Origin of the sequence: Tissierella simiarum (assembly GCF_018917865.1) — a bacterium.
GTDB lineage: Bacteria > Bacillota > Clostridia > Tissierellales > Tissierellaceae > Tissierella_C > Tissierella_C simiarum.
In genome coordinates, this window is the sequence record NZ_JAHLPM010000006.1 from 176,350 (window position 1) to 199,541 (window position 23,192).

The 23,192-nt window shown below is 30.1% G+C and carries 16 protein-coding genes and 1 other annotated feature; of the genes, 9 read left to right on the plus strand and 7 right to left on the minus strand.

The genetic code is table 11. The features are described 5' to 3' along the window. Positions 1–23: 23 nt before the first annotated feature. Positions 24–1,217: a hypothetical protein gene (locus KQI42_RS08885; protein ID WP_216518949.1), complete on the minus strand. Its 1,194-nt coding sequence runs from the start codon at positions 1,215–1,217 to the stop codon at positions 24–26. A 105-nt stretch (positions 1,218–1,322) separates the two neighbouring features. Next, positions 1,323–1,595: a binding site (T-box leader), on the minus strand. Between the two features lie 457 nt (positions 1,596–2,052). Here KQI42_RS08885 and KQI42_RS08890 point away from each other — a divergent pair. After that, complete coding sequence (locus tag KQI42_RS08890) at positions 2,053–3,306, plus strand: DEAD/DEAH box helicase (protein ID WP_216518951.1); 1,254 nt, start codon at positions 2,053–2,055, stop codon at positions 3,304–3,306. 60 nt (positions 3,307–3,366) lie between these two features. On the opposite strand, the gene KQI42_RS08895 is transcribed toward KQI42_RS08890, so the two are convergent. Next, complete coding sequence (locus KQI42_RS08895) at positions 3,367–3,804, minus strand: YaiI/YqxD family protein (RefSeq protein WP_216518953.1); 438 nt, start codon at positions 3,802–3,804, stop codon at positions 3,367–3,369. Between the two features lie 174 nt (positions 3,805–3,978). On the opposite strand from KQI42_RS08895, the gene KQI42_RS08900 reads away from it, so the two are divergent. The 6 genes from KQI42_RS08900 (at position 3,979) to speD (ending at position 13,154) form a co-directional block, all read left to right on the plus strand. Continuing rightward, a complete protein-coding gene (locus tag KQI42_RS08900) occupies positions 3,979–4,734 on the plus strand; it encodes an exodeoxyribonuclease III (RefSeq protein ID WP_216518988.1) in 756 nt (251 codons plus the stop codon). A 195-nt stretch (positions 4,735–4,929) separates the two neighbouring features. Then, positions 4,930–5,589, plus strand: coding sequence for an ABC transporter ATP-binding protein (locus KQI42_RS08905; RefSeq protein ID WP_216518990.1), 660 nt, complete (start codon positions 4,930–4,932; stop codon positions 5,587–5,589). A 2-nt stretch (positions 5,590–5,591) separates the two neighbouring features. Continuing rightward, positions 5,592–8,834, plus strand: coding sequence for an FtsX-like permease family protein (locus KQI42_RS08910; protein ID WP_216518955.1), 3,243 nt, complete (start codon positions 5,592–5,594; stop codon positions 8,832–8,834). A 535-nt stretch (positions 8,835–9,369) separates the two neighbouring features. After that, the gene (locus KQI42_RS08915) at positions 9,370–10,917 is read left to right on the plus strand and encodes an ABC-F family ATP-binding cassette domain-containing protein (protein WP_216518957.1); all 1,548 of its coding nucleotides are present in this window, start codon (positions 9,370–9,372) and stop codon (positions 10,915–10,917) included. Between the two features lie 602 nt (positions 10,918–11,519). Next, complete coding sequence (locus tag KQI42_RS08920; protein ID WP_216518959.1) at positions 11,520–12,686, plus strand: bis-aminopropyl spermidine synthase family protein; 1,167 nt, start codon at positions 11,520–11,522, stop codon at positions 12,684–12,686. Positions 12,687–12,734: 48 nt separating this feature from the next. Beyond that, entirely contained in the window at positions 12,735–13,154 is a 420-nt protein-coding gene (speD, locus tag KQI42_RS08925) for an adenosylmethionine decarboxylase (RefSeq protein WP_246566281.1), read from the plus strand. 99 nt (positions 13,155–13,253) lie between these two features. On the opposite strand, the gene KQI42_RS08930 is transcribed toward speD, so the two are convergent. Next, the gene (locus KQI42_RS08930; RefSeq protein WP_216518961.1) at positions 13,254–14,513 is read right to left on the minus strand and encodes a S41 family peptidase; all 1,260 of its coding nucleotides are present in this window, start codon (positions 14,511–14,513) and stop codon (positions 13,254–13,256) included. Positions 14,514–15,217: 704 nt separating this feature from the next. On the opposite strand from KQI42_RS08930, the gene secA2 reads away from it, so the two are divergent. Beyond that, positions 15,218–17,596, plus strand: coding sequence for an accessory Sec system translocase SecA2 (gene secA2, locus KQI42_RS08935; RefSeq protein WP_216518964.1), 2,379 nt, complete (start codon positions 15,218–15,220; stop codon positions 17,594–17,596). Between the two features lie 68 nt (positions 17,597–17,664). Here secA2 and KQI42_RS08940 read toward each other — a convergent pair whose 3' ends face one another. From KQI42_RS08940 to KQI42_RS08955, 4 genes are all read right to left on the minus strand, one after another. Continuing rightward, positions 17,665–18,687 (minus strand): DUF3829 domain-containing protein, encoded by a 1,023-nt coding sequence (locus KQI42_RS08940; protein WP_216518965.1) that lies wholly within the window; start codon positions 18,685–18,687, stop codon positions 17,665–17,667. 49 nt (positions 18,688–18,736) lie between these two features. Further along, complete coding sequence (locus tag KQI42_RS08945; RefSeq protein WP_216518967.1) at positions 18,737–19,729, minus strand: DUF3829 domain-containing protein; 993 nt, start codon at positions 19,727–19,729, stop codon at positions 18,737–18,739. A gap of 151 nt (positions 19,730–19,880) precedes the next feature. Then, positions 19,881–21,113 carry a metallopeptidase TldD-related protein gene (locus KQI42_RS08950; RefSeq protein ID WP_216518969.1) on the minus strand — a complete coding sequence of 411 codons (1,233 nt, stop codon included), beginning with the start codon at positions 21,111–21,113 and terminating at the stop codon, positions 19,881–19,883. 11 nt (positions 21,114–21,124) lie between these two features. Continuing rightward, complete coding sequence (locus tag KQI42_RS08955) at positions 21,125–22,462, minus strand: TldD/PmbA family protein (RefSeq protein WP_216518971.1); 1,338 nt, start codon at positions 22,460–22,462, stop codon at positions 21,125–21,127. Positions 22,463–22,916: 454 nt separating this feature from the next. Here KQI42_RS08955 and KQI42_RS08960 point away from each other — a divergent pair, with 454 nt between their 5' ends. After that, complete coding sequence (locus KQI42_RS08960) at positions 22,917–23,120, plus strand: hypothetical protein (protein ID WP_216518973.1); 204 nt, start codon at positions 22,917–22,919, stop codon at positions 23,118–23,120. The last annotated feature ends 72 nt before the right edge of the window (positions 23,121–23,192 follow it).

Here is a 23,192-nt window from a genome sequence, read left to right on the forward strand (position 1 = left end):
AGTTATTTCTATATGAATTTAAATTAAATAAGCTTTACCATAAAACCTGCAAGTATTACAGAAGAAATAGTAACGGTCATAAACCCAGCCACCAGCATTTTAGGCAATATTTCATTTAGAATAGCTTGCTTTTCATCTTCAGTTTCTCCTACTGCATTAGCTACTTCATTTGAAATAATAAATGTTCCTGGGAATCCAAATAAAGCAGATACCCCTATGGATATAGCCATTTCTTTGGAATAATTAAGTGGTTTACTAAGAAGTAGTGAAGTTATAGTAATTCCTATAAGACCTAAAATTAAGCTACCTACTAAAGGCCATAAAAGAGAAACAATCATTTCTGGAGTAGCTAGTGTAAGGTTTCCAAATATAGCTGCCATAAGTCCAACCATAGCTAAACCGAAAGAATTTGCTTTTGTTATTATATTCTCCTCAAGGAAACCCGTTTCTCTTCCGATAATACCTATGATTAAGCACATTACGTACTTATTTATTATACCGTTAGTTAAATCAGCTAATTTAAAGCCTAGTATAGCAGCTAATCCTAATTTAGCTAATAAAATACAGGGAGTCTGAAGTTCTTTCGATAAAGGTGATATTAACTTTTTCTTCTCATTCATGTGTTTACAAGTGGTAGCAGCTACTTCTTTAAAAGCTTTAGCTTCTTGTAATGATTTGTTTTCTCTGTAAACTTTACTTATTCTTTTAGCTTCTTTATTTAATAATAAAGAGGCAACTGGAAATCCAAAAAACCCTTGGACTACTACTAATAAAGTTGCAAAAACAGCAACAGTTTCCATACCTTTTGCCTTAGCCGCATCACCCATTATTATGGCAGCCACAATACCTCCTGAAATTGGTGGAGCTGATACTACTGCATACTCTCTTCCTAAAATAGGAGTTCCAACAAAGAATAAGAATATTCCTATTCCTGCAACTGCAAATAGAGAGATTACAACTGTTTTCCATTGAACTTTAAGATCCTGAAAGTCCATAAGTGTTCCCATATGAGTGATCAAAAAAGCTATCATCAATCCACCAATATTAACCAATCCAGCATCTTGAAAAATTGTTTTAGGCAAGCCTATCCAAAAACCAACTAAAAGAATGACAGATGAAACAAACATCATTGAAAAAATTGATTTAGTTTTTGCTGAGATATAATCTCCAATTGCAAAAACTAAGCATAATACAGTTAAAGCTAATAAACTATCCATAATAAAATCCTCCTATAAAGTTAGTTAATTCTTTTAGATAAGTTCTGGCCAGACTTACTTAAAAAGATATAAAAAATCCTCGTCTCTAAAGCATAAAATTTATGCTTTAGAGACGAGGATTATTCTCGTGGTACCACTCTAATTTACAATTCACTTTCATAAATTGCCTCTTCAGGTCGAAGGATAAATACCTTGAACCCTAGCCATATAACGGTGGCAAAATCTATTAAAATAGATTCCCGGCCTTATTTACTCCACATTTGTTTCAATTCGGCAGCTCAGGAGTGATCATTATATACTGTGTTAACACCGAATCTCACCAACTTCGGTTCTCTGTAGTTAAAATGTCAGTATTTTTGTCTCCTTCTTAACTTTTAAATTATTCAAAATATTAAAAACGAGTATACTACCAAAAAACATATTTGTCAATAGTAAAATTTTGAATTTTATATAAAGATTAATTATGATAAGCTTTCAAGACAAATTGATTTAATAATTATTCGTACCCAATATGGATCAAAGACAATAGATAAGTATTATAAGACCCATCATAAAAAATTTCAAAAAAGAGATATTCCTACTGCTGCTTATGCATGGGTAAGAGGTGTTTCTATAGCTGTAATAGTTTATGATGTATATAGTAAAAACTATTTAAATGAACTGGATAGAAACTTATTATTAATGAATACATTTTTAATTTCTTATGATATAGTTATATATTATTAAAAATTATTTAATTATAATTTAAAGTTTTACAGAAAATTAGCAAATATATTATAGAATCAATTCATTAATGAATGCTAATAATAGATAAAAAAGAGAGGTAATAGACATTATGGCAATTAATTTTTTAACTCTTGGAATCAGCAGTGAACTTGAAGGTATATTGAAGAAAAATGGGATAGTAGAGCCCACACCTATTCAGGAGCAAGCTATTCCACAACTTTTAAAAGGAAAGGATATTATAGCTCAAGCCCATACAGGAACAGGTAAAACTCTTGCTTTTATGCTTCCTATGATGGAGAGGATTGATACAAAACAGTCTTTTATACAAGGTTTGATCATAACACCTACCAGGGAGTTGGCAATTCAGATTACTAATGAAGCTAAAAAACTTGCATCAGTGAAAGGTGTAAATATATTGGCAGCATATGGTGGGCAAGATGTAGATAAACAGATAAAAAAATTAAATCGTGGGATTCATTTAGTGATTGCTACACCAGGTCGTTTATTGGATCATATTAGAAGAAAAACTATCGACCTAAGTCAACTTAAAATGATTGTACTAGATGAAGCTGACGAAATGCTTCGTATGGGTTTTTTTGAAGATATAGAGAATATAATCCATGAGATTCCATGGAAACGACAGACCATGTTGTTTTCTGCTACAATACCACAGGAGGTTCGCTCTCTTGCTACTAGATATACAAAAGATCCATATCAAATACAGATACAAGGAAGCAATATCACCTTGGATGAAATAAAGCAGATAGTAGTTGAAACTACAGATAGAGGAAAGCAGGATGCACTGTGTAAGGCTATTGACGAGTATAGACCATTTTTAGCAATAATTTTTTGTCGTACAAAAAGACGTGTATCTGCACTTAATGAAGATTTACAGGCAAGAGGGTATGATTCTGATGAACTCCATGGAGATCTTAGCCAGGCAAAACGTGAGAAGGTTATGAAATCATTTAGAAAAGCAGAAATACAACTTCTTGTAGCAACAGATGTTGCTGCTCGCGGTTTGGATGTAGAAGGAATGACTCATGTATTTAATTATGATATACCTGAAGATGCTGAAGGATATATTCATCGTATAGGTCGTACAGGACGGGGAGGACATACAGGTATTGCTGTTACCTTTGTTACACCTAAAGATAAAGATGCTTTAGCCATGATTGAAAGAAAAATTAAAATGACCTTAAAGAAACAAAAAATAGAAAAGGAAAAAGATAAGAGAAGCACCAACAAAAATAAAAATTATAAAGAACAAAGAGAACCTAAGAGACAAAGGTTTAAAAAAGAAAAGGATAGCAAATTTAAAAAAACATCAAAAAATAATAAAACTAGGCAGAAAAAAAGGTAATAGATTTTTGAATGTATGAAAAGAAAACATAGAGGCTTTATATAGTTGATTTAAAAGCCTCTATATTAGTTTTTGAATTAAAAGTTTTAGGTTTTTCTCAAACTGTATATCAGCTTGAGAATCTCTTTTTTTTATTTTAGAATAAACTTTATGTTTCCGACGGAGTTCTTGATTAAAATGGCGACGGGTTAGCAATTGGTCGATGTTTTCTGAAGATATAATAAGTCCATTTTGATTTATACATACAGCCCCTTTAGAAAGAGCCATAGCTGCAAGTCCATAATCTTGTGTAATTACAATATCATTTTTCTCACTTTTATTTACAATATAATAATCTGCACTATCAGGAGATAAATCTACAGTTACAACTGTAGCATAATTATCTTCAATTTCATGAGCATAATTCTTTACTATAATAACATCTAAATTATATTCTTTACCTATTTTAATGGTTAGGTCAACAACAGGACAACCATCAGCATCTATAAGTATTTTCATAATACCACCCCAATTTATTATATCACATTCTTACAGTGTTAAAAAATTTTCGGTTCTATAATACATAGAGCAGTGAGTATATGTTATTATATACTAAAAGCTTTTTATGGATTAAAAAATAAATAGTTTTACTAAAGCTAAAAATTATGTATAGATTAAGGAGTGTGAGATATGCTGAAATTAGTTTCATGGAATGTTAATGGACTTCGTGCCTGCGTAGAAAAGGGATTTTTAGATTATTTTAATGAAGTAGATGCAGATATTTTTTCCATTCAAGAGACTAAGTTGCAAGAGGGACAAATAAACTTGGATCTAGAAGGATATTATCAGTATTGGAATTATGCAGAAAAGAAAGGCTATTCAGGTACGGCAGTATTTACTAAAATAAAACCTATTAATGCTACTTATGGATTGGGAATAGAACATCATGATAATGAGGGAAGGGTAATAACTTTAGAATTTGAAAAATTCTATTTAGTTAATGTTTATACTCCAAATTCACAAAGAGAGCTAGCAAGACTTAATTATAGAATGGAATGGGAAAATGATTTTAGATGTTATTTAAAGGCATTAGATGAAAAAAAGCCTGTTATTTTATGTGGAGATTTAAATGTTGCTCATAAAGAGATAGATCTTAAGAATCCTAAGACTAACAGAAAGAATGCAGGATTTACTGATGAAGAAAGAGAAAAAATAACAGAGCTTTTAGATGATGGATTTATAGATACTTTTAGACACTTTTATCCAGAAAAAGAAGAGGTTTATACTTGGTGGTCTTATATGAGAAAGGCAAGAGAAAGAAATGCAGGGTGGAGAATAGACTATTTTTGTGTTTCAGAAAAATTGAAGGATAATTTAATAAGAGCAGATATACATGGACAAATCCTGGGTTCTGATCATTGTCCAGTAGAATTAGTTATTAAAAAATAAGCAGTTTATAAAACTTTGGCAGGGATTAATTCCCTGTCAAAGTTCTATAGGCAGCTTTATTATATAAAATTTAATCTAATATTTAACAATATTGATTAGGTATGAGTGCTAAAGTATAATAATAAATTATAAAGATAGGGGTGAGACTAGTTGAACAAATATATAGAATTAAAAGAAGTTAAAAAGGTTTACAAAATGGGAGAAGTAAATATAAAGGCTTTAGACGGTGTATCTTTTTCTGTAGATAAAGGAGAATTTGTAGTAGTTGTAGGACCAAGTGGTGCTGGTAAGAGTACTGTTCTAAACATACTAGGAGGAATGGATTCTACTAGTAGTGGGCAAATAATGGTAGATGGAAGTGAAGTAAGTAAATATAATTCAAAACAGCTGGCAACTTATAGAAGATACGATATAGGCTTTGTTTTTCAATTTTATAATTTAGTTCAAAACCTTACATCCCTTGAGAATATAGAACTTGCTACACAGATATGTAAAGATCCTCTTAATCCACAAAAGGTTTTAGAACAAGTAGGACTTAAAGATAGAAAGGACAATTTTCCTGCTCAATTATCAGGTGGAGAGCAACAAAGAGTGGCTATAGCAAGAGCCTTAGCTAAAAATCCTAAGTTGCTACTATGTGACGAACCAACAGGAGCTTTAGATTATAATACAGGAAAATCTATTTTAAAGCTATTACAAGATACAAGTAAGGACCGAGGTATGACAGTAATTGTTGTTACCCATAATTTAGCTATTTCACCTATGGCAGATAAGACTATCAAAATTAAAAATGGTAAAGTAGATAGTATTGAACTTAATGATAATCCAGTACCTGTAGAAAGGATTGAGTGGTAATAATGAAGAATGCCTTATTTAAGGATACCTTTAGAGAAATAAGAAGGACTCTTAGTAGATTTCTTTCTATTTTTGCAATAGTAGCTTTGGGAGTATCATTTTTTGCTGGGCTTAAGGCTACATCTCCAGATATGAAAATTACCGCTGATAAGTATTTTGATGATTATAGGCTAATGGACATAAGAGTCATTTCGACTATGGGGTTTAATGATAATGATATAAATGCTATAAAGAAAGTATCTGGAGCAGAAGGAATTTTCCCTAGCTATTCTATGGATGCTTTAGTTAATGTTAATGATAAAGATAGAGTTGTAAAGATTCTCACTGTACCTATGGATAAAATTCATAATCCTGATAAGTCTTATATTAACAGAATTAAATTAGTAGAAGGAAGATATCCTGAAAAGCCAGGAGAATGTTTGGCTGAAAGAGGGAAAATGCTGGAATCTTCAATGTCTATTGGTTCAACTCTTAAATTATCTTCTGGCTCTGATAAGGATATCAGTGAAAGCTTGAAGACCGATGAATTCACTATTGTAGGTATAGTGGAAACTCCTTATTACATTTCTTTTGAAAGAGGCACGAGTACTATTGGAAACGGTAAAATAAACAGTTTTATTATGATTCCTGAAGAAGACTTTAATATGTCTGTTTATACAGATGTTTTTATTACAGTGAAAGAAGCTAGGGAAGTACTTTGTTATGATGATGAATACGATAATATTCTTGATCCTATAAAAGAATCTATTAAGAATATTGGGAAAGATAGGGCTAAGATGCGCTATGACGAAGTAATTTTAGAGGCTAACCAGGAACTTAATGCTAATAAAAGAGAGCTAGAAGAAGCAGAAGAAAAACAAAGAATAGAACTTTCAGATGCTGAGTCTAAACTTGAGAAAGCTAAAAAACAAATAGAAGATGGAGAAAAAGAACTTAATAAAAAAGAAAGAGAGTTTAATACCCTTATAAAAGATGCTGAAAGTAAATTAAAAGAGGAAAGTAAGAAATTAGAAGATGGAGAGAAAGAATATAATCTAAAGCTTCAATCTTTCAATGAAATGAAAATTCAATCTAAGGAAAAGTTTTTAGAAGCGGAACAAAAGATAGATTATGCACAAAAAGAAATAGATAAGAAAGAGGCTGAAATTAATCAACTTAAAACTACTTTAAGTTCCATTACTAATGAAGAAGAAAAGGCTAAGATTAAAGCTATTATAGAAACAGGGGAGAAGGAGTTATCTTATGCTAAAGCTCAATTAGCATCATCCAGAACTGAGTTAGAAAATAATAAGATGAGTATTTCTAAGGGAGAAAATGAATTAGCTAATGCAAAGAAAACCTTGATTGTTGGTAAAGAGCAACTGGAAAAAGAGAGGGAAAGATTAGAAGAATCTAAGAAAAAAGCTTCAGATGAATTTTTAGCTGCTCATAAAAAGCTGGATAATTCTAAAAAGGATTTTGAAAAGGGACAAAAAGAATATGAAGATGCAAAGACAAAATCAAATAATAAGATAGAGGAAGCTCATAAGAAAATAGCTGATGCAGAAAAAGAGATAAAAAAACTGGAAAAACCTAAGTGGTACGTAATAAAAAGAAGTGAAACCTTAGACTTTATTGATTATGGCATGGCTGCAGACAGAATAGATGCTATTTCTCAAGTGTTTCCAGTATTTTTCTTTGTTATAGCTGTATTAGTTTGTCTTACTACTATGACAAGAATGGTTGATGAACAAAGAACTTATATAGGTACATTTAAGGCATTGGGATATAGTGGAACGGCCATAGCCTCAAAATACCTAATATATGCTACTGCTGCCAGCATTAGTGGAAGTATAGTAGGTTTATTAGTAGGATTTAAGGTATTTCCAACTGTGATTTTTAATGCTTATAGAATTATGTATACCATGCCTCCTATCATAACAGAATTTAACGTATTTTATGCTATTATTTCAACGGCTTTTGCCGTTCTTGCGACTACGTTAGCAGCTTTGGTAGCCTGTTATAATGAGCTTGTAGAAACACCTGCATTACTTATGAGACCCAAGTCTCCAAAGGCTGGTAAGAGAATCTTATTGGAAAGAATTAAATTTATATGGTCTAGGTTTAATTTTACTCAGAAGGTTACTGCTAGAAATTTATTTAGATATAAAAAACGTTTTATTATGACTATTGTTGGGATTAGCGGTTGTACAGCACTGTTGTTAGCAGGGTTTGGATTGAAGGATTCTATAGTATCTATTGCTACTAAACAATTCGATGAAATATATCAGTATGACATGGCGATAGAATTAAAGAATGGTATAAAATCAGGAGAAGCTATAGATCTTATAAACATTATGGATAAAGATAGTAGAATTTCTGATTACATGTTTATGAAAGAACAAAATATTGATATAGGAAAAGGAAGTACTGAAAAAACTGTTTCTCTAATAGTTCCTGAAAATATTGATAATATAAGGAATTTTATTGTTTTAAGAAATCGTACTACTGGAGAAACTGTACCTTTTAATAATGAAGGTGTTGTGTTGACCGAAAAACTAGCTAAAATCCTTGAAGTTGAAATAGGAGATGAAATATATATAAAAGATGAGAATAATAAAATAAATGTAAAAGTAATAGGCATTACAGAAAATTATGTTGCCCATTATATTTATATGTCACCAAATTTATTTGAGTCTATTTATGAGGAAAATATAGAGTTTCAAAAAATAGTAGCAAAAACCACAGAGATATCGGAGAGTTTTGAAGATAAGATTTCTAGAGATCTATTAAAAGATGACGAAGTTGCTTCTATAAATTTTACTACAGGTGTTAGTAAAAACTTTAAGGATATAATAGGTAGTCTTAATTATGTTGTCTTAGTCTTAATTGCTTCTGCAGGGGCTTTAGCTTTTGTGGTGCTTTATAATCTGACCAATATTAATGTAAGTGAAAGAATTAGAGAAATTGCTACCATTAAGGTACTAGGATTCTATGATAAAGAAGTTTCAACCTATGTTTATAGAGAAAACTTTATACTTACTTTAATTGGAATGATGCTAGGACTTATATTAGGGACATTTTTGCATAAGTTCATTGTTGTTACTGGAGAAATAGAGTATGTAATGTTTGGGCGTAATATCAATGCCATAAGTTATGTGTATTCTTCAATGCTTACTATATTATTTGCAGGGTTGGTTAATTTTGTGATGTACTTTAGATTAAAGAGAGTAGGAATGGTAGAGTCTTTGAAATCAGTAGATTAATTTGTATATGAGTATATTAATATAATTCAGAAAAATATAGTTTTAAGTTTTTTAAACATTCCGTAAGAGATAATTTTCTTACGGGATTTTTTGTATGGTTCTGGAATATATTTAAATATAAATACTAGTAATAAAAAGTTAATTAATAGGGAATGCTTTACATTATGAAAGAAACCTTATATAATAGAATACAATAATTATACTTAGAGGAGATGAGAGTCTAAAATGAGTAACTACGTAATTCTTACAGTTAATTTAATTTAACCAAGGGATGGGTGCGTCCTTTTTTAAGTTAAATTAAATTAATATAGGAATACGTAGTGAAGGATTGAAGGCTCTTTTTATGTTGTATTTATTTTCTATATGTTATTAGAGATATTTATAATTGTTAATATATAGATGATACAGAATAATCTCTTATGGAATTTTATTAAGTATAATTATTTATTTTTAATAGAAGAGATTAATAGTGTTAAAAGGAAAGAGGAGTTTAAATATCCCCTTTCCTTTTTTTATTTTTTGAGGAGGTTAGAATATGAGTATTTTAAATGTTGAAAAATTAAGTTTTTCTTTTGGAGATAAGGTGATATTGAAGGATGTTTCATTTCGCCTTCTAAAAGGAGAACATGCAGGACTTGTAGGAGTTAATGGTGCTGGTAAAACCACTTTTTTTAATCTTTTAATGGGTAATTTAATTCCAGACGAAGGATCTATATATAAAGCTTCATCGGCAAATATTGGTTATCTAGACCAACATTCAAAGCTTGAAGAAGGATATACTATTGAAAATGTTCTAAAATCAGCTTTTAGTGATTTATATCTTATAGAAAAAGAAATGTTAGAAGTTGGTGAAAATATGGCTAATGCCAGTGAAGATGAAATGGAAAAACTTCTTACTAAATTTAGTAATTTGCAGGAAACATTATATGCAAAAGACTTTTATAAGATAGATAGTTTAGTAGATAATGTAGCAAGGGGATTAGGTTTGCAATTGTTAGGAATGGATACTCCTATAGGCAAATTAAGTGGTGGTCAGCGAACTAAAGTAAAGCTTGCAAGACTTCTTCTTAAAAATCCAGACCTACTACTTTTAGATGAACCTACTAACCATTTAGATAAAGAACATATAGAATGGCTATCAAATTATTTAATAAACTATCCCAATTGCTTTATAGTAATATCCCATGATGAAAATTTTTTAAACAGAATAACAAATGTAATTTTCCATATTAATTATGGTTCTCTAAACCGTTATCCAGGCAACTATGAAAAGTTTTTAAGCCTTAAAGATGACGAAGAAAAAAGATATATTGAAATGTACAATAAACAGCAGAGCGAAATTAAACGTATGGAAGAGTTTATAAGTAAAAACATTGTTAGGGCTTCTACTACTAAAAGGGCTCAAAGTAGGAGAAAACAACTTGAAAAAATTGAAAGGTTAGAAAAGCCAAAGAATCTCCCAAGACCTTCTTTTTCATTTTTATCTGCTCGTGAATCTGGAGAATCTGTATTTAAAAGTTTAAATATGGATATTGGATATAATTATCCAATTATAAAAAGTTTAAGCTTAAAGCTTTCAAGGGGGGAGAAAATTGCTATAGTAGGATGTAATGGAATAGGAAAATCTACCCTTCTAAAAACTATAATGGGAATTATCCCACCGTTAAATGGAAAAATTGAAATGGGAAATTATATTTTTCCAGTATATTTTGAGCAAGAGATTATGGGTGGAAACAACACCCCTATGGATGAAGTATGGAATGATTTTCCTCAGAAAAAACGAGAGGAGATACGAAAATCTCTTGCAAGATGTGGACTTAAAGAGGAGCATATTCTTAAAAAAATGTCTGCATTAAGTGGTGGAGAGCAGGCAAAGGTTAGACTATGCAAACTAATGATGAAACCTAGTAATTGGCTTCTTCTTGATGAACCAACAAATCATTTGGATATTAGTGCCAAAGAAGCTTTAAAAGAAGCACTTATTGCCTATAATGGAACGATACTTCTAGTTTGTCATGAGAAGGAATTTTATGAAAGCTGGGTAACCGATATATGGAATATGGAAGATTATATCTATCGGTAATTATATGAAGACTTTCATAACATTATATTCTTGAAATAAGCATATGGAAATATATTTGCAGCATATATTTCCATATGCTATAATATGATTAAGATTAAATAAATAGTAGAGATGAATAAGGGAGAGAAGTTGATGTCAGCGTTTGTTCTTAACTAAATCAACTAAATAGTTGAATCTTAAAAAACTTTTTTAACCTAGGATGTTTTAGGTTTATTTGTCGATGGTTTTTTAGGAGTAGGTTAGGAACACGGATATCATTAGACCTTGTAATATATTGTTTAACCGTGCTTTTGCACGGTTATTTTGCTAAAGGAGAATACTTATATAGTTATAAGTTTACTTGTAAGCTTATTTTAAATTTCTAGTAATTTGGTATAGTTTTTAAAATACCAGTAAACTAAGATTTAAAAAAGTTTTTTGGCATATTTTTAGATTATAAAAAAGGCTGTAGTGACTTTGTGTTGCTATGGTCTTTTTTGTTTTTTATTCATGTTTCTAATTTACTTTCAAATACAACCGTCATTCTTAGTTTCTAAAAGGAGAAGCTTGACTAAATTTAAATATAAGGTAATTGAAAATTAAGATACGGAGGGTTATCAGCGATGTGTAATTATATACAAAAAATAAATAGGAATGTGAAAATAGAAGAGGGAAATAAAGCTATAGAAAATATTTTATTAAATATATATTTTAAAGAAGGTATCTCTACTAAAGAGTTAGCTAGAAACAATCTATTACCTATTCCAGTAGTTGCAGCCATAAAAAGAGAATTTATTAAAGATGGATTGCTTATTCAAGATAGAGGGGTAAGGCTCACTAGGGAAGGTAGGGACTTTATTGAGAATGAATTAGGTTTTAAAAAAATAAATAAAAATTTATATATGAAATTATTAATGGAGCCATGGAAAGAGCACAAGGAAATTATTGAAATAAAAGAAGAATTAAATACAATCTTTAAGAATCGACCTCAGGTGGATGTTACTATAGATCAGTCAAAGTGTAATGTGGATACAGCCATAAAAAGAGCAGTGTTATGTGTTAAAAATCATAATTTAATAGGAAAAAAGATTTTATGTGTAGGAGATGATGATTTAATAAGCATAGCTTTGGGTTTTCTACTGAAGAAACTCTTTAATGACGTTAGTGACTGTAGTACATCAATTACTGTAATGGATATTGACAGTAGAATTCTCAACTATATAGAAGGTATAGCTGTAGAAAAAGCTCTTCCTATTAAGTGTGAGGAGTTGGATTTCAGAAGGCAATTACCAAAGGAATTTAGAAATCAATTTGATTGCTTTTTTACAGACCCACCTTATACTCTTCAGGGCATGAATTTGTTTCTTTCAAGGGGAATAGAAGCTCTAAAAGCTGAAAGTGGCCTTGCTATATTTCTATCTTATGCTCATAAATCACCAGACTTTGAGCTAGCTATGCAGAAGTGTTTTGTGAACATGGGACTTACCGTTTCAGAAATAACGGTTAGGTTTAATACTTATGAGGGAGCTGGAATAATTGGAAATACAGGGCAGATGATTATTCTTAAAACCACTAGTATTAGCAAGACATTAATAGAATCCTCTTATGAAGGAGCACTCTACACTGGAGAGCTTAAAACTACAGTGCGTTCTTATAAGTGTAAAAAATGCGGTGAAATAATGAAAGTTGGTATTTCAGAAAAATTTAAAACTATAGAAGATCTAAAGTCAAAAGGATGTTATAAATGTAATCATCAAGTCTTTGAATTAATGAAAAAAACAAGTATTTAAAATAGATGGGTTAATTAAAAATGGAATGGATATTGAAAAGGAGGAATTATGATTAAATCAGAACAACTAGGAAGACATATTTTAGTGGAATATTATAATTGTGATAATAAAGTATTAAACAATGCAAAATTAATTGAAGGATATATGATAGAAGCTGCAAAAATAGCTAAAGCTACGGTAGTAGAAAGTGTATTTCATACTTTCAATCCTTGGGGAGTTAGTGGAGCCGTTATCATAGAAGAATCACATTTAACTATTCATACATGGCCAGAATATAGCTATGCAGCTGTAGATTTATTTACTTGTGGAACTATGATAGATCCTTGGGCTGCCTTTGAATACTTAGAGGAAAAGCTAAAGGCAGAAAAGACTGACTCTACAGAAATATCTAGAGGAATAGTAGATCGTATCTTAAGAAATAATAAAGGACGTTTGGAAGTATCCAAGCTTAAGACATATGGTGGATAGACATATAAATTAAATTTCATCTTATTTAAAAATCCGTAGGTTTCGTACATTTTAAAACCTACGGATTTTTTAAAATTACTAGTCCAATATATTAGTTTATTAAATACTAAGAATATATTCTAAAACAGGGTCATTGTTTTTCATATAATTATCAATAGTTAACTCGATTATCTTGTCAGGGCTTAAAAATGGAATATCTTCTTTATAATGTTTAAAGTATTTACTAGAATAATTTATTGTAATTTGAGAGTTAGGAAGTTTGAAACTTTTAACTTCTCCAAAGTGATTAGGTTTACCTCCCGTAGGTTCCCCAACAAAAGTTGCTTTTGTCTTTTCTTTAAGGCTTATTGAATTTAGTATTGCTGATGAAAAAGTCCTTCTTCCTATAATAACGAATAGATTATCTTCTTTATTTAATTTGTTTTTAGATATTTCATTAATAAATCCATCTAATATAGCAGAGTTTCCTCCACCATTATTTCTAACATCAATAACAAATTTTTCTACATCATTACTATTGATAAAATTAATAAGTTCTTTTGAGAATTCTTTAAATGGCTTGTCCTTCATATTGACACATTGACTGTACTTAAAATAGACTGTTTTTTCATTCTCTAAATATTCAAACCAATAATATTGATCATTATTTCTCATATATAAAGGAGCATCTTTTCTTTCCTTTGAAAAGATATTATCAAAATATTTCTCACCACTTATGGATTCAAGCTCAACTTCTAGGATTTCTTTATTTTGATTTTCAAAAACAAATTTTGCAACATCAGGGTTATCTATGATACCTAATCCATGGAGTACCTCTGACGATACTATACGGAGTGGTAAATCATTTTTTAACCCAAATTCATTGTCGTGAGAAACTATTAGTGAAACATTTTCAATTATATTGTCAATGCTTATTCCATTGATTTCTTTTAACTTATTATACATGATTTCCTCATGTTCATCTAATGTGTTTATAACATATATACCATCATTAAAATAGTATAGTTGTAGAGGAAATATCTTTCGTGGACTAACATTAACGGAAGTATGACCATCTCCAATAGAGGCAATTATTTTTTGTATATTCATTTTGATTTCATCATCTTCCATATTTCTAATTTGTTTTTTAAGGTTTTCAATTTGGTTAGTGAAATCATCTTTGCTTACTTTATAGAATAAATCTTTATGTTTTTTGGGTAAATTATAGGCAAGGTAATCTATATCCTTTTCCCACATATCTACTCTATCATTACTTTTGGAAACATATTTATTGTAATTAATCTTATCAATGATATGGTAAATTGTATAAACAGATATCAATATTAATAAAACTAATAGGAATCTTTTTTTCCTAGACATAATTTTTACACCTCTAACTTTCATATGTAGTATAGAAAACTTTTTTATTGTTATGTATGTTTTAGATTTTAAGCTATATATAATCTTTTTAAAACCTTATTCTAATATAGTATACTATTTTTCGTACTGGTATAAAAGTATTTTACATTTTTGAATAATTTTAAAAATTTTAAAGCAAAAGTAACAATATTTGTTATAATACTATCTATAGATATAAAATAGTTAGAAAAATGAAAGTAGATTAGATTTATAAAAGGAGTAAATAAAATGAGTGTGTCATTGCTAAGCATATTAAGCATAATTCATGTTTTTAAAATTGTAAGTGTTAGCTTTGTTAGAGATAGATTATATGTCTTTAATAAAGATTTACCTGTATGCTCAATTTTATTTATCTTATCCTTTATAAGTACTCAGGTAATATATAATTTTCTTTTATTGAAGGCATCATTAAAGGAAAGTATTATATCTATTTATAGTTTTTCCAAATCATCAAACCATTTTATCATTTCATTAGATATTATCTTTTTATTTACTATTTTAATTATTATTTTTTATCATACTTTTAAAATAACTAGAGACTCTCTTGTGAAGTAATCTAAGTTGCTTGTGAGTTGCTATAACATAAATCCCTTTATTATATAAATGGGACTATTTGTGCTTATAGCCAATGTGTTAAATATGATTATTTACAGGAGGGAATTGCTATGTTTAATAAGTTATTAAAATTAATTGATTCTACAGAAAATCTTTATAATCCAATAGAATACAAATTAGAGATATATGAAGAAGTGTTAAAAGAGATTAAAAATATTAAGTTAGAAAGTTTAAGTGATTATCAACTTAAAGAAATATCAATAAAACTTAGGAAACAAGCTAGAAGTGGAATTGAAATTGAGAAAATTTTACCCCAATCTTTTGCTTTAGTTGCAGAATCAGCACGACGTGTGTTGAGGATGTATCCCTTTGATACTCAAATTATTGCAGGTATAGCCCTTCATATGAATAAGATTGTAGAAATGAAAACAGGAGAAGGTAAAACCTTAGCTGCTACAATGCCGGCTTATTTAAATGCATTGACAGGAAAAGGCGTTCATGTTTTGACTTTTAATGACTATCTGGCAAGCAGGGACTCAAAATGGATGGGGCAAATATATGAATTTTTAGGACTTACAGTAGGGTGTGTACAAGAAGGAATGAGTACATTGGAAAAGAAAAAAGCTTATTTAGCTGATATAACATATGTAACTGCAAAAGAAGCAGGATTTGATTATCTGAGAGATTTTCTATGTATGGAAAAAGAAAATATTATTCACCGTCCATTCCATTATGGGATTGTGGATGAAGCTGATTCCATCCTTATTGATGAAGCTCGAGTACCTTTAGTAATTGCAGGAAAGATGGAAGATGTTGAAGAGGAACAAACTTGTTTATCTAAATTAGTCAAGGACCTTAAACTTGGCCATGACTATGAAGTTGATCAATATAAGAGAAATGTATATCTTATAGAAGCTGGACTTTTAAGAGTTGAAAAGATGTTAGGGTGTGGCAACCTTTATCTTCCTGAGAATCTACAACTACTTACAAAGCTGAACTGTGCCTTACACGCAGAAATACTTCTCGACAAAGATAAAGACTATATTGTAAGGAATGGAAGTATTGAGATTATTGATGAATTTACTGGACGTATTGCTGATAAAAGACATTGGCCTAATAATCTGCAAGAAGCTGTAGAAGCTAAAGAAGGTCTGGTGTCTAAATCAAAAGGAATGATTATGGGCTCCATAGCTTTACAGCATTTTTTAAGTCTATATCCAAGGATATCAGGAATGACAGGAACAGCACAAGCTGCCGCTAAGGAACTAAAAGAATTCTATCATAAGGATGTATTAGTGGTACCTACGAATAAACCATGTATCCGTAAAGACCATGCTGATCTAATTGTTTCTAATAAAGAATTTAAGAGGAAAGTTCTTATTGATGAAATTGTAAAAGCTCATAAAAAGGGGCAGCCTGTGTTAATAGGTACAGGCAGTGTAGAAGAATCGGAACTATTAGCAGAAGATTTAAAAAGTGAAGGAATAAGCTGTAGAGTGTTAAATGCTAAAAACGATGAAATGGAAGCTCAAATTATTGCTAAAGCTGGAGAAGTAGGAGCTATAACTGTTTCTACTAATATGGCAGGACGTGGAGTTGATATAAAGTTAGGTGGGGAAAGAGAAGAGGAGAGAGATAAAGTATTTGCTTTAGGAGGACTATATGTAATAGGAACCAATCGTAATGAAAGCCGGAGAATAGATGAGCAGTTAAAGGGGAGAGCTGGTCGTCAAGGAGATCCTGGAGAAAGCAGGTTCATTATTAGTCTAGAAGATGATATGATTAAGAAATATAATATGAGCAATTTAACTCATTTGCTTAAACATATTGAGAATGAAGAAAAAATTGAAGATCCTGCTATTGGCCAACGAATAGAAAAAGAACAAAGAATTATGGAGGGATATAACTCGGATACTAGAAGGCAGCTATGGAAGTATTCTTTTATTGTGGAGCAGCAACGACGTATAATTTATGATAAGCGACAAAGGATACTTATGGATAAAGTTTCAGTAGATACATTACGTACTAAAGCACCTCAGCAATATGATCACTTTCTTAACCAAATAGGTGAAGAGGCATTGAAAAGCCTTGAAAAACAGATTACTTTATATCATATAAACAGATGCTGGGCCGACTATCTAGATTATGTTTCTTATATAAGAGAAAGTATACATTTGGTTGTGATAGGAAGAAAAAGTCCTTTAGATGAATTTCATAAGATGGCAATAGAGGCTTTTGATGAAATGATGAATAGGATAGATTTAGAAATAGTGAAGACTTTCAACAATATAGAAGTTGGTAAAGATGGAATAAAGCTAGATAAAGAAGAATTAAAAGTGCCTTCATCAACTTGGACCTATTTAATAGATGATAGCCCGGATCAATTCAGTAGTCTTCCAATTTTAGTAAAAACCATGACTACTGCCATTAATGGAACACTTTTTTCACTACAATCTATTTATAAAAATATCTTTAAGAAGAAAAGTTAAATTCTATGATAGATAAAAGTATAAAAGTGTTGTAGATTACCTCTGCAACACTTTTATTAAGATAATGATTATCTAGAAAAAGAAGAATTATAGTAATCAATTAAAGCACTTATTCTAGAATCAAGTTTTTCAGGGGTTCCCGATGTAGAAGAAACATAGTTATGTTTAATGTCAGATTCAGGAACGGGATTTTTGTCATTAACTCTTTGAATTATTTCTGTAATAGCGGCTTTAACTTCGGCTGCATAACCTATATATTGTTCCATCTGAACTGAGTCAAAACCTTCAGCTTCTAGACGTTTATTATCTTTTGAATACTCTTTAAGCTTATTTATAGATTCAATTAATGCTTCATAGTCTTCCTTAATTAAATCAAGGTTTAATTCTAAAATATTTTCTGAACTAACATTTTGATCATAAATTCCAGATTGAATATCTTGAGCTTTATATAATACATCGAGTATATGATACCTTATCATAAAATCATTTTCTACTAATAACTGCATATTACTTTCACGTTGGTTTTTAGCTAATTCATCCATATAGCCGAAGAATACTTCAAGAGATGGATAAAATTCATTGAAATATATTGAGACTATTTGATTATGGTATTCAGCACCTTTAGCATAGTCATCATCTATATAGTCTTTCTGTTTATAATATGTATGGGCTTCATCCATGATGCTAATCAAGTTTTTGAGTTTTGGCACTAAGTCTTGCACTGACTCGTCAAATCCTTCAATATAAGGTTCTCTTTCAGAACGCTCTAATGCATCATCTATTAAATCAATTTCATGTTTTGCAACGGCATTTACAAAAGGTGCACTTGATGGCTTAACAAATTCTTCTGTACCAAATCTGCTAAAGTATGTGTCAATAATTCTATTGAAATATTCAGCTGTAATGAAATTTCCAAGATTAACATAAGCATTTTGTTTAGTAATAATTTTTCTTTCATAATCAGCTTGAGAATCACTAACTTCAGTAGATGTAGTAGCCGGTTCTTCTTCTTGTTTGCCAGTAGAGTTACAAGCAGTAATAGTAAAGCAAAGTAAAAATAGTAGAATTAATAAAGATTTTTTTTTCGACATTTTATTCCTCCTTGGGTTAATAACTATTTTATTGTTTTTATATCTATAATTAAATTACAGGAAAGTAATTTAGATTATCTATGTTATTGGAGAATTGTACAACTCTATTATAGTAATGAATCATTGTCCTATAGTTTTTATAGAATTCATTTAAAGATTTAATAGAAAGATTTCCCTCATTTAGATCTTGCGAGATTTGGGCAGCAGCTCCTTTTGTTTCTTGAGTATAATTTATAAACTTGTTAAAGTTACTTTGTTCAAATTGATTTATTTCTTCATTTTTAGAGTTGTTGACTGCATCAACAAGTTCATTTATTTTTTCTGATAGAATTTTATATTGCTCTGCAAATTTTTCAGAATCAACAGTAAGATTTTCGTTGTCTATATTTTGACTTTTTAACTCAGTAAATAAATCAAGGGCTGTTACCATATAATCAATTGAGTGATATTTTATCAACTCATTATTTTTAAGATAGTTTTCCATAGCTTTTTCTGATTCCTCGTAAGATAATTCTATTAAAGGAACGAAAAAGGTTTCTTTTTTTTGATAATAGTTTTCATAGCTTGTACAAAGCTTTGTATGTAATTCTCTGCCTTCTTTAAAATCATCATCAACATAAGATTTAGAATCGTAGTAAATTTTAATCTCATTTATAATATTTGCAAGTTCTACTATAGCAGGTTCTAAATTTTTGGCAGCACTATCTAGATTCTCAATAATAGGTTCATTATCATAGAAACTAAGTTTTTCCTGAATCAAATCAACATTAAAAGATGAAACGGAACTTGTAACAAAGGCCTTTTCCTTTGGTTCAAAGTTATCTATATCTAATCCAAAGCTTTTGTAGTAGTAATTTAAAGATTGATTTAAAACATCATTCATAATATTATTAGCTTCTACATAGGCGTTATATTTTTTTGTTATATTAGCAGATTCCTCCTTAACCGATTTATCTGTAAATAAAGTCGTGTTTTTACCACTACATGAAGTAAGTAATATTGAAGAAATGATTAAGACTATTAAGATTAATTTTTTTTTCATGTTTTATACCTCCTGAATTTAAGAAATAATATTTAAATTAAAAAAGCTGTGATGGCAGCCCACTAATTATAATAGAAACTTTAGGGAATAACAATCCGTCTAAATTACTAGATATAAACATAGACCATGACTAAATAGTCATGGTCTATGTTTATATTTTAGATACTTCCATATTCATTATTAGAAACTTGTTATTAGAAAGAGGGTTCATTGTATCCTTACTTACACCTAAAAATGAATCACCAAACATATGAAAAACATTTGAAGATATGCTTAGTTCAGGTAATCTACCAATGAATTTTTCTCCGTCAAATAAAAATGCTAATTGAACTGGTGTAGCAAAGTTTCCTTCAGGAGTAAAATCTCCTCCGGAAGCTACTAGTATGAAGATTCCCATTTCGCCGCCTAATAGCTCCTTAGCAGTTTTTTCCGATTCTTTAATTTTCAATTTTGGAAATCCTAAGTTAGGCATACCGTCATATTCTGCTGCTGCACATCCTGTTAAAGGTAAATTATATTTATTGGATATCCTTTTATCTGTATAAGGGGATACAATTATACCTTCCTTTATGAGGGGATATCTGTGGTTATCATTTATAACTCCTTCTGCATCAAAGAAAGGGACAATGCAGTCATTAGGATTGTTGGTCTGGTATAAAGTGAAATTTTCATTAAATATTTTTTTATTTCTTTTATTACTTAACAAAGAGCTTTTGCTGCCAAATCTATCTCCATTTAAATCTTCAAGAAATTTTTCAAGAGGTAGCATATCGTCCGTAGAAAAAACTACTGGTAAAACTTTCTTGTTTGGCAGCATTACTTTGTTTCTATAGGCACTGCATATTTGATTAATGTTTTCTAAAGCTAGCTTACGACTATATTTCCTCCCGTTTAGCCCTACAAAGCCATCCATAATATTGGGAGATGTTTTTTCCTTAAAGATAAGTATAAAATCAATGTATTTATCTTTATAATATAAATCAAGGCCATTATCATTTAAAAGTCTAACTTCATGTTCAATAAGATTGAATTTATTTGAAAAGTAGAATTCAGGTTGTTCTTTTCTAAGAGCACCTAGCAATTCATTGAGCTCTTCTACTAAATTATCTTCCTTAATTATTTCAGAAGAAAAATCTTCTTTTTTTCTAAGGTTTTTGCCAAGATTATATTGGTAAGGCATTTTGTTATTTAATGAATCTTTTGCTCTTTTTTCTAATTCTTCCTCTTCATATCTTCCAATTGCTCCTGAATAACCTATATATCCGTTTTTATATATTCTAAGTCCTGTCTTTTCTATATCCTTATGGCTTATGGAATCTATCTTAGTTTGAGTCACATTAATTGATATTTTTTTAACTCTATTAATATATTTTTCTTTTATCATTGATATTCCCCCTATTGTACATTAAGATTATTTACCCTAACATAAGGTCCACCAAATCCTACGGGTAGAGGCGCTTGCTCCATTTTACCACATCCTCCTATAACGAAGCTGAGTATTTCAAGTTTATCAGATAATCCATCAATTTCTTTTAATGTTTCCATGACATTACCAGTAATTACTGAAATATTTACTGCATTAGCAATTTTGCCATCCTTAATATAATAAGCTAGTGAAGGGGCCAGAGTAAAAGTAGACATTCCAGACCCATGTTTAATAGTTTCAACATATATTCCTTCTTTAACTTCTGAGAATAATTCGTCTTTTGTTTTATTGCCTGGTTCTATATATGTTGTTGTCATCCTTACTATAGGCTCAAATTCAAAGTCAACAGCCCTAGCGTTTCCAGTCAAATTTTCTTCTAAAGAAGCAGCCGTAGCACCACTGTGAAGTCTACCACTTAATATGCCATTCTTAATAAGGTAAGTTTTCTCTGCCCTTATACCCTCATCATCAAATGGTGTATAACCGCTACCAGATATATTGCCACTATCCACAATAGAAAGAATATCGCTTCCTACCTTTTTTCCTATTGCCCACTCTTTTTTCATAGCTTCATCACCTATCATAAAGTCGGCTTCACTTTTATGTCCAAAACTTTCATGAGCAAATACACCAGCAGATGAAGGAGATAATATCACTGTATATTTACCAGGTTTAACGGGCTGAGATTCCAATAGGAAATCCTCACATTGCTTAATAAAAGATTTAAAATTTTCTAATTTACCATCTAGGCTATCAAAATTATCGTAGGATATCTGATAATTTTCAGAAAACATTTTTTCCTCATAACCGAATTGCATCGATATAAATATTCCAGTAGATTGGGTATCGAAAATGACTTCTGAGCCCTTACTTGAATAGAACTCTTTATTAACTTTTCGGTCTACATAAGCAGCTTTCCAATTTTTAATGAATGTACTGCCTTCTAGCAAAGGAAAATGTTCTTTTAATAAGTCATGTTTTCTTTTTATTTCAATTTTTTCCATACCATTATCTTCAAATTTTAAAAGTTTTTCCTTGGTGACTTGTAGTTTATTTACAATAGGATGATTATCTATTTCTCTATTAGGACTTGCATAGGATGAGAGAGAATCTATTTCTTTTTGAATGCTTTCTAAATTTGATATCGAGCTGTAATACCACATTTCTCCATCAAATACTCTAATAAAAGCAGCTTTATAGTTTCTGATTTTAGACTCTTCAATCTCCCCAGTGGAGTAAACTATTTCTGTTTCATACACATCTTCTATACGTACATCTGTATAAAGATGATCTGGAAATTTAAACATATAAGCATACCTCCCTTTGAAATATTTAATTTCTTAATAGTATTTATAGAATAGCTTATTTTTCTTAAATAAGTCTTATTAGAAACTTAAATCAATCTTACTAAAGACTTAAATTAACCTTAAAACCCTAAAATATAGTGGTTTTACTAAATTCTATCTTTTTTCAAAAAGAGTACACCCATCATGTATAGGTGGGTGGTGAATTTTTACTTAGCTTTAGCTAAGTTTTTTCTTTTATTAGATTACATAAATAATAGCATTTATTGTAAAATCGTGACTATTATACTATAATATTACTATAATTTTCTAAGAAAGGAGGATTTAAATGCCCCAAAAGCCTACTAAAGAAGTTTTGTTTGGTGTTCAAAAACAACAGCTTAAACATTTGTCTAAAGGTGAATATTTAGCTTTAAGAGAGTTATACTTCACAAGCTGATTTTTTAGCTAATGATGCTTGCCTATTTATAGTGCTTTTGATAAGAAAAGTTATCCTTTTAGTGGCAGAAGAATCTCACGAGGTCAATATAAATCAGCTACAGAAGTTATATTAAACGCAGATATAAATGGCTCTTTAAACATAATGAGAAAAGCAAATATAAAAAACATTAACTTAATTAATGAAGAGTATTTAAATCCAGTGAGGATTAAGGTAGTATAAATGTAAACTGTGAGCACTTGCTTTCAGCATAGGGCGTACTTGGACACGCCAAAAAGAATAAGGCTTCCTAAG

What these genes read in the sequence shown, in the direction of transcription:
- KQI42_RS08885 (WP_216518949.1), bottom strand. Translation starts at nt 1,217, where the DNA reads ATGGATAGTTTATTAGCTTTAACTGTATTATGCTTAGTTTTTGCAATT.
- KQI42_RS08890 (WP_216518951.1), top strand. Translation starts at nt 2,053, where the DNA reads ATGGCAATTAATTTTTTAACTCTTGGAATCAGCAGTGAACTTGAAGGT.
- KQI42_RS08895 (WP_216518953.1), bottom strand. Translation starts at nt 3,804, where the DNA reads ATGAAAATACTTATAGATGCTGATGGTTGTCCTGTTGTTGACCTAACC.
- KQI42_RS08905 (WP_216518990.1), top strand. Translation starts at nt 4,930, where the DNA reads ATGGGAGAAGTAAATATAAAGGCTTTAGACGGTGTATCTTTTTCTGTA.
- KQI42_RS08910 (WP_216518955.1), top strand. Translation starts at nt 5,592, where the DNA reads ATGAAGAATGCCTTATTTAAGGATACCTTTAGAGAAATAAGAAGGACT.
- KQI42_RS08915 (WP_216518957.1), top strand. Translation starts at nt 9,370, where the DNA reads ATGAGTATTTTAAATGTTGAAAAATTAAGTTTTTCTTTTGGAGATAAG.
- KQI42_RS08920 (WP_216518959.1), top strand. Translation starts at nt 11,520, where the DNA reads ATGTGTAATTATATACAAAAAATAAATAGGAATGTGAAAATAGAAGAG.
- speD (WP_246566281.1), top strand. Translation starts at nt 12,735, where the DNA reads ATGATTAAATCAGAACAACTAGGAAGACATATTTTAGTGGAATATTAT.
- KQI42_RS08930 (WP_216518961.1), bottom strand. Translation starts at nt 14,513, where the DNA reads ATGTCTAGGAAAAAAAGATTCCTATTAGTTTTATTAATATTGATATCT.
- secA2 (WP_216518964.1), top strand. Translation starts at nt 15,218, where the DNA reads ATGTTTAATAAGTTATTAAAATTAATTGATTCTACAGAAAATCTTTAT.
- KQI42_RS08940 (WP_216518965.1), bottom strand. Translation starts at nt 18,687, where the DNA reads ATGTCGAAAAAAAAATCTTTATTAATTCTACTATTTTTACTTTGCTTT.
- KQI42_RS08945 (WP_216518967.1), bottom strand. Translation starts at nt 19,729, where the DNA reads ATGAAAAAAAAATTAATCTTAATAGTCTTAATCATTTCTTCAATATTA.
- KQI42_RS08950 (WP_216518969.1), bottom strand. Translation starts at nt 21,113, where the DNA reads ATGATAAAAGAAAAATATATTAATAGAGTTAAAAAAATATCAATTAAT.
- KQI42_RS08955 (WP_216518971.1), bottom strand. Translation starts at nt 22,462, where the DNA reads ATGTTTAAATTTCCAGATCATCTTTATACAGATGTACGTATAGAAGAT.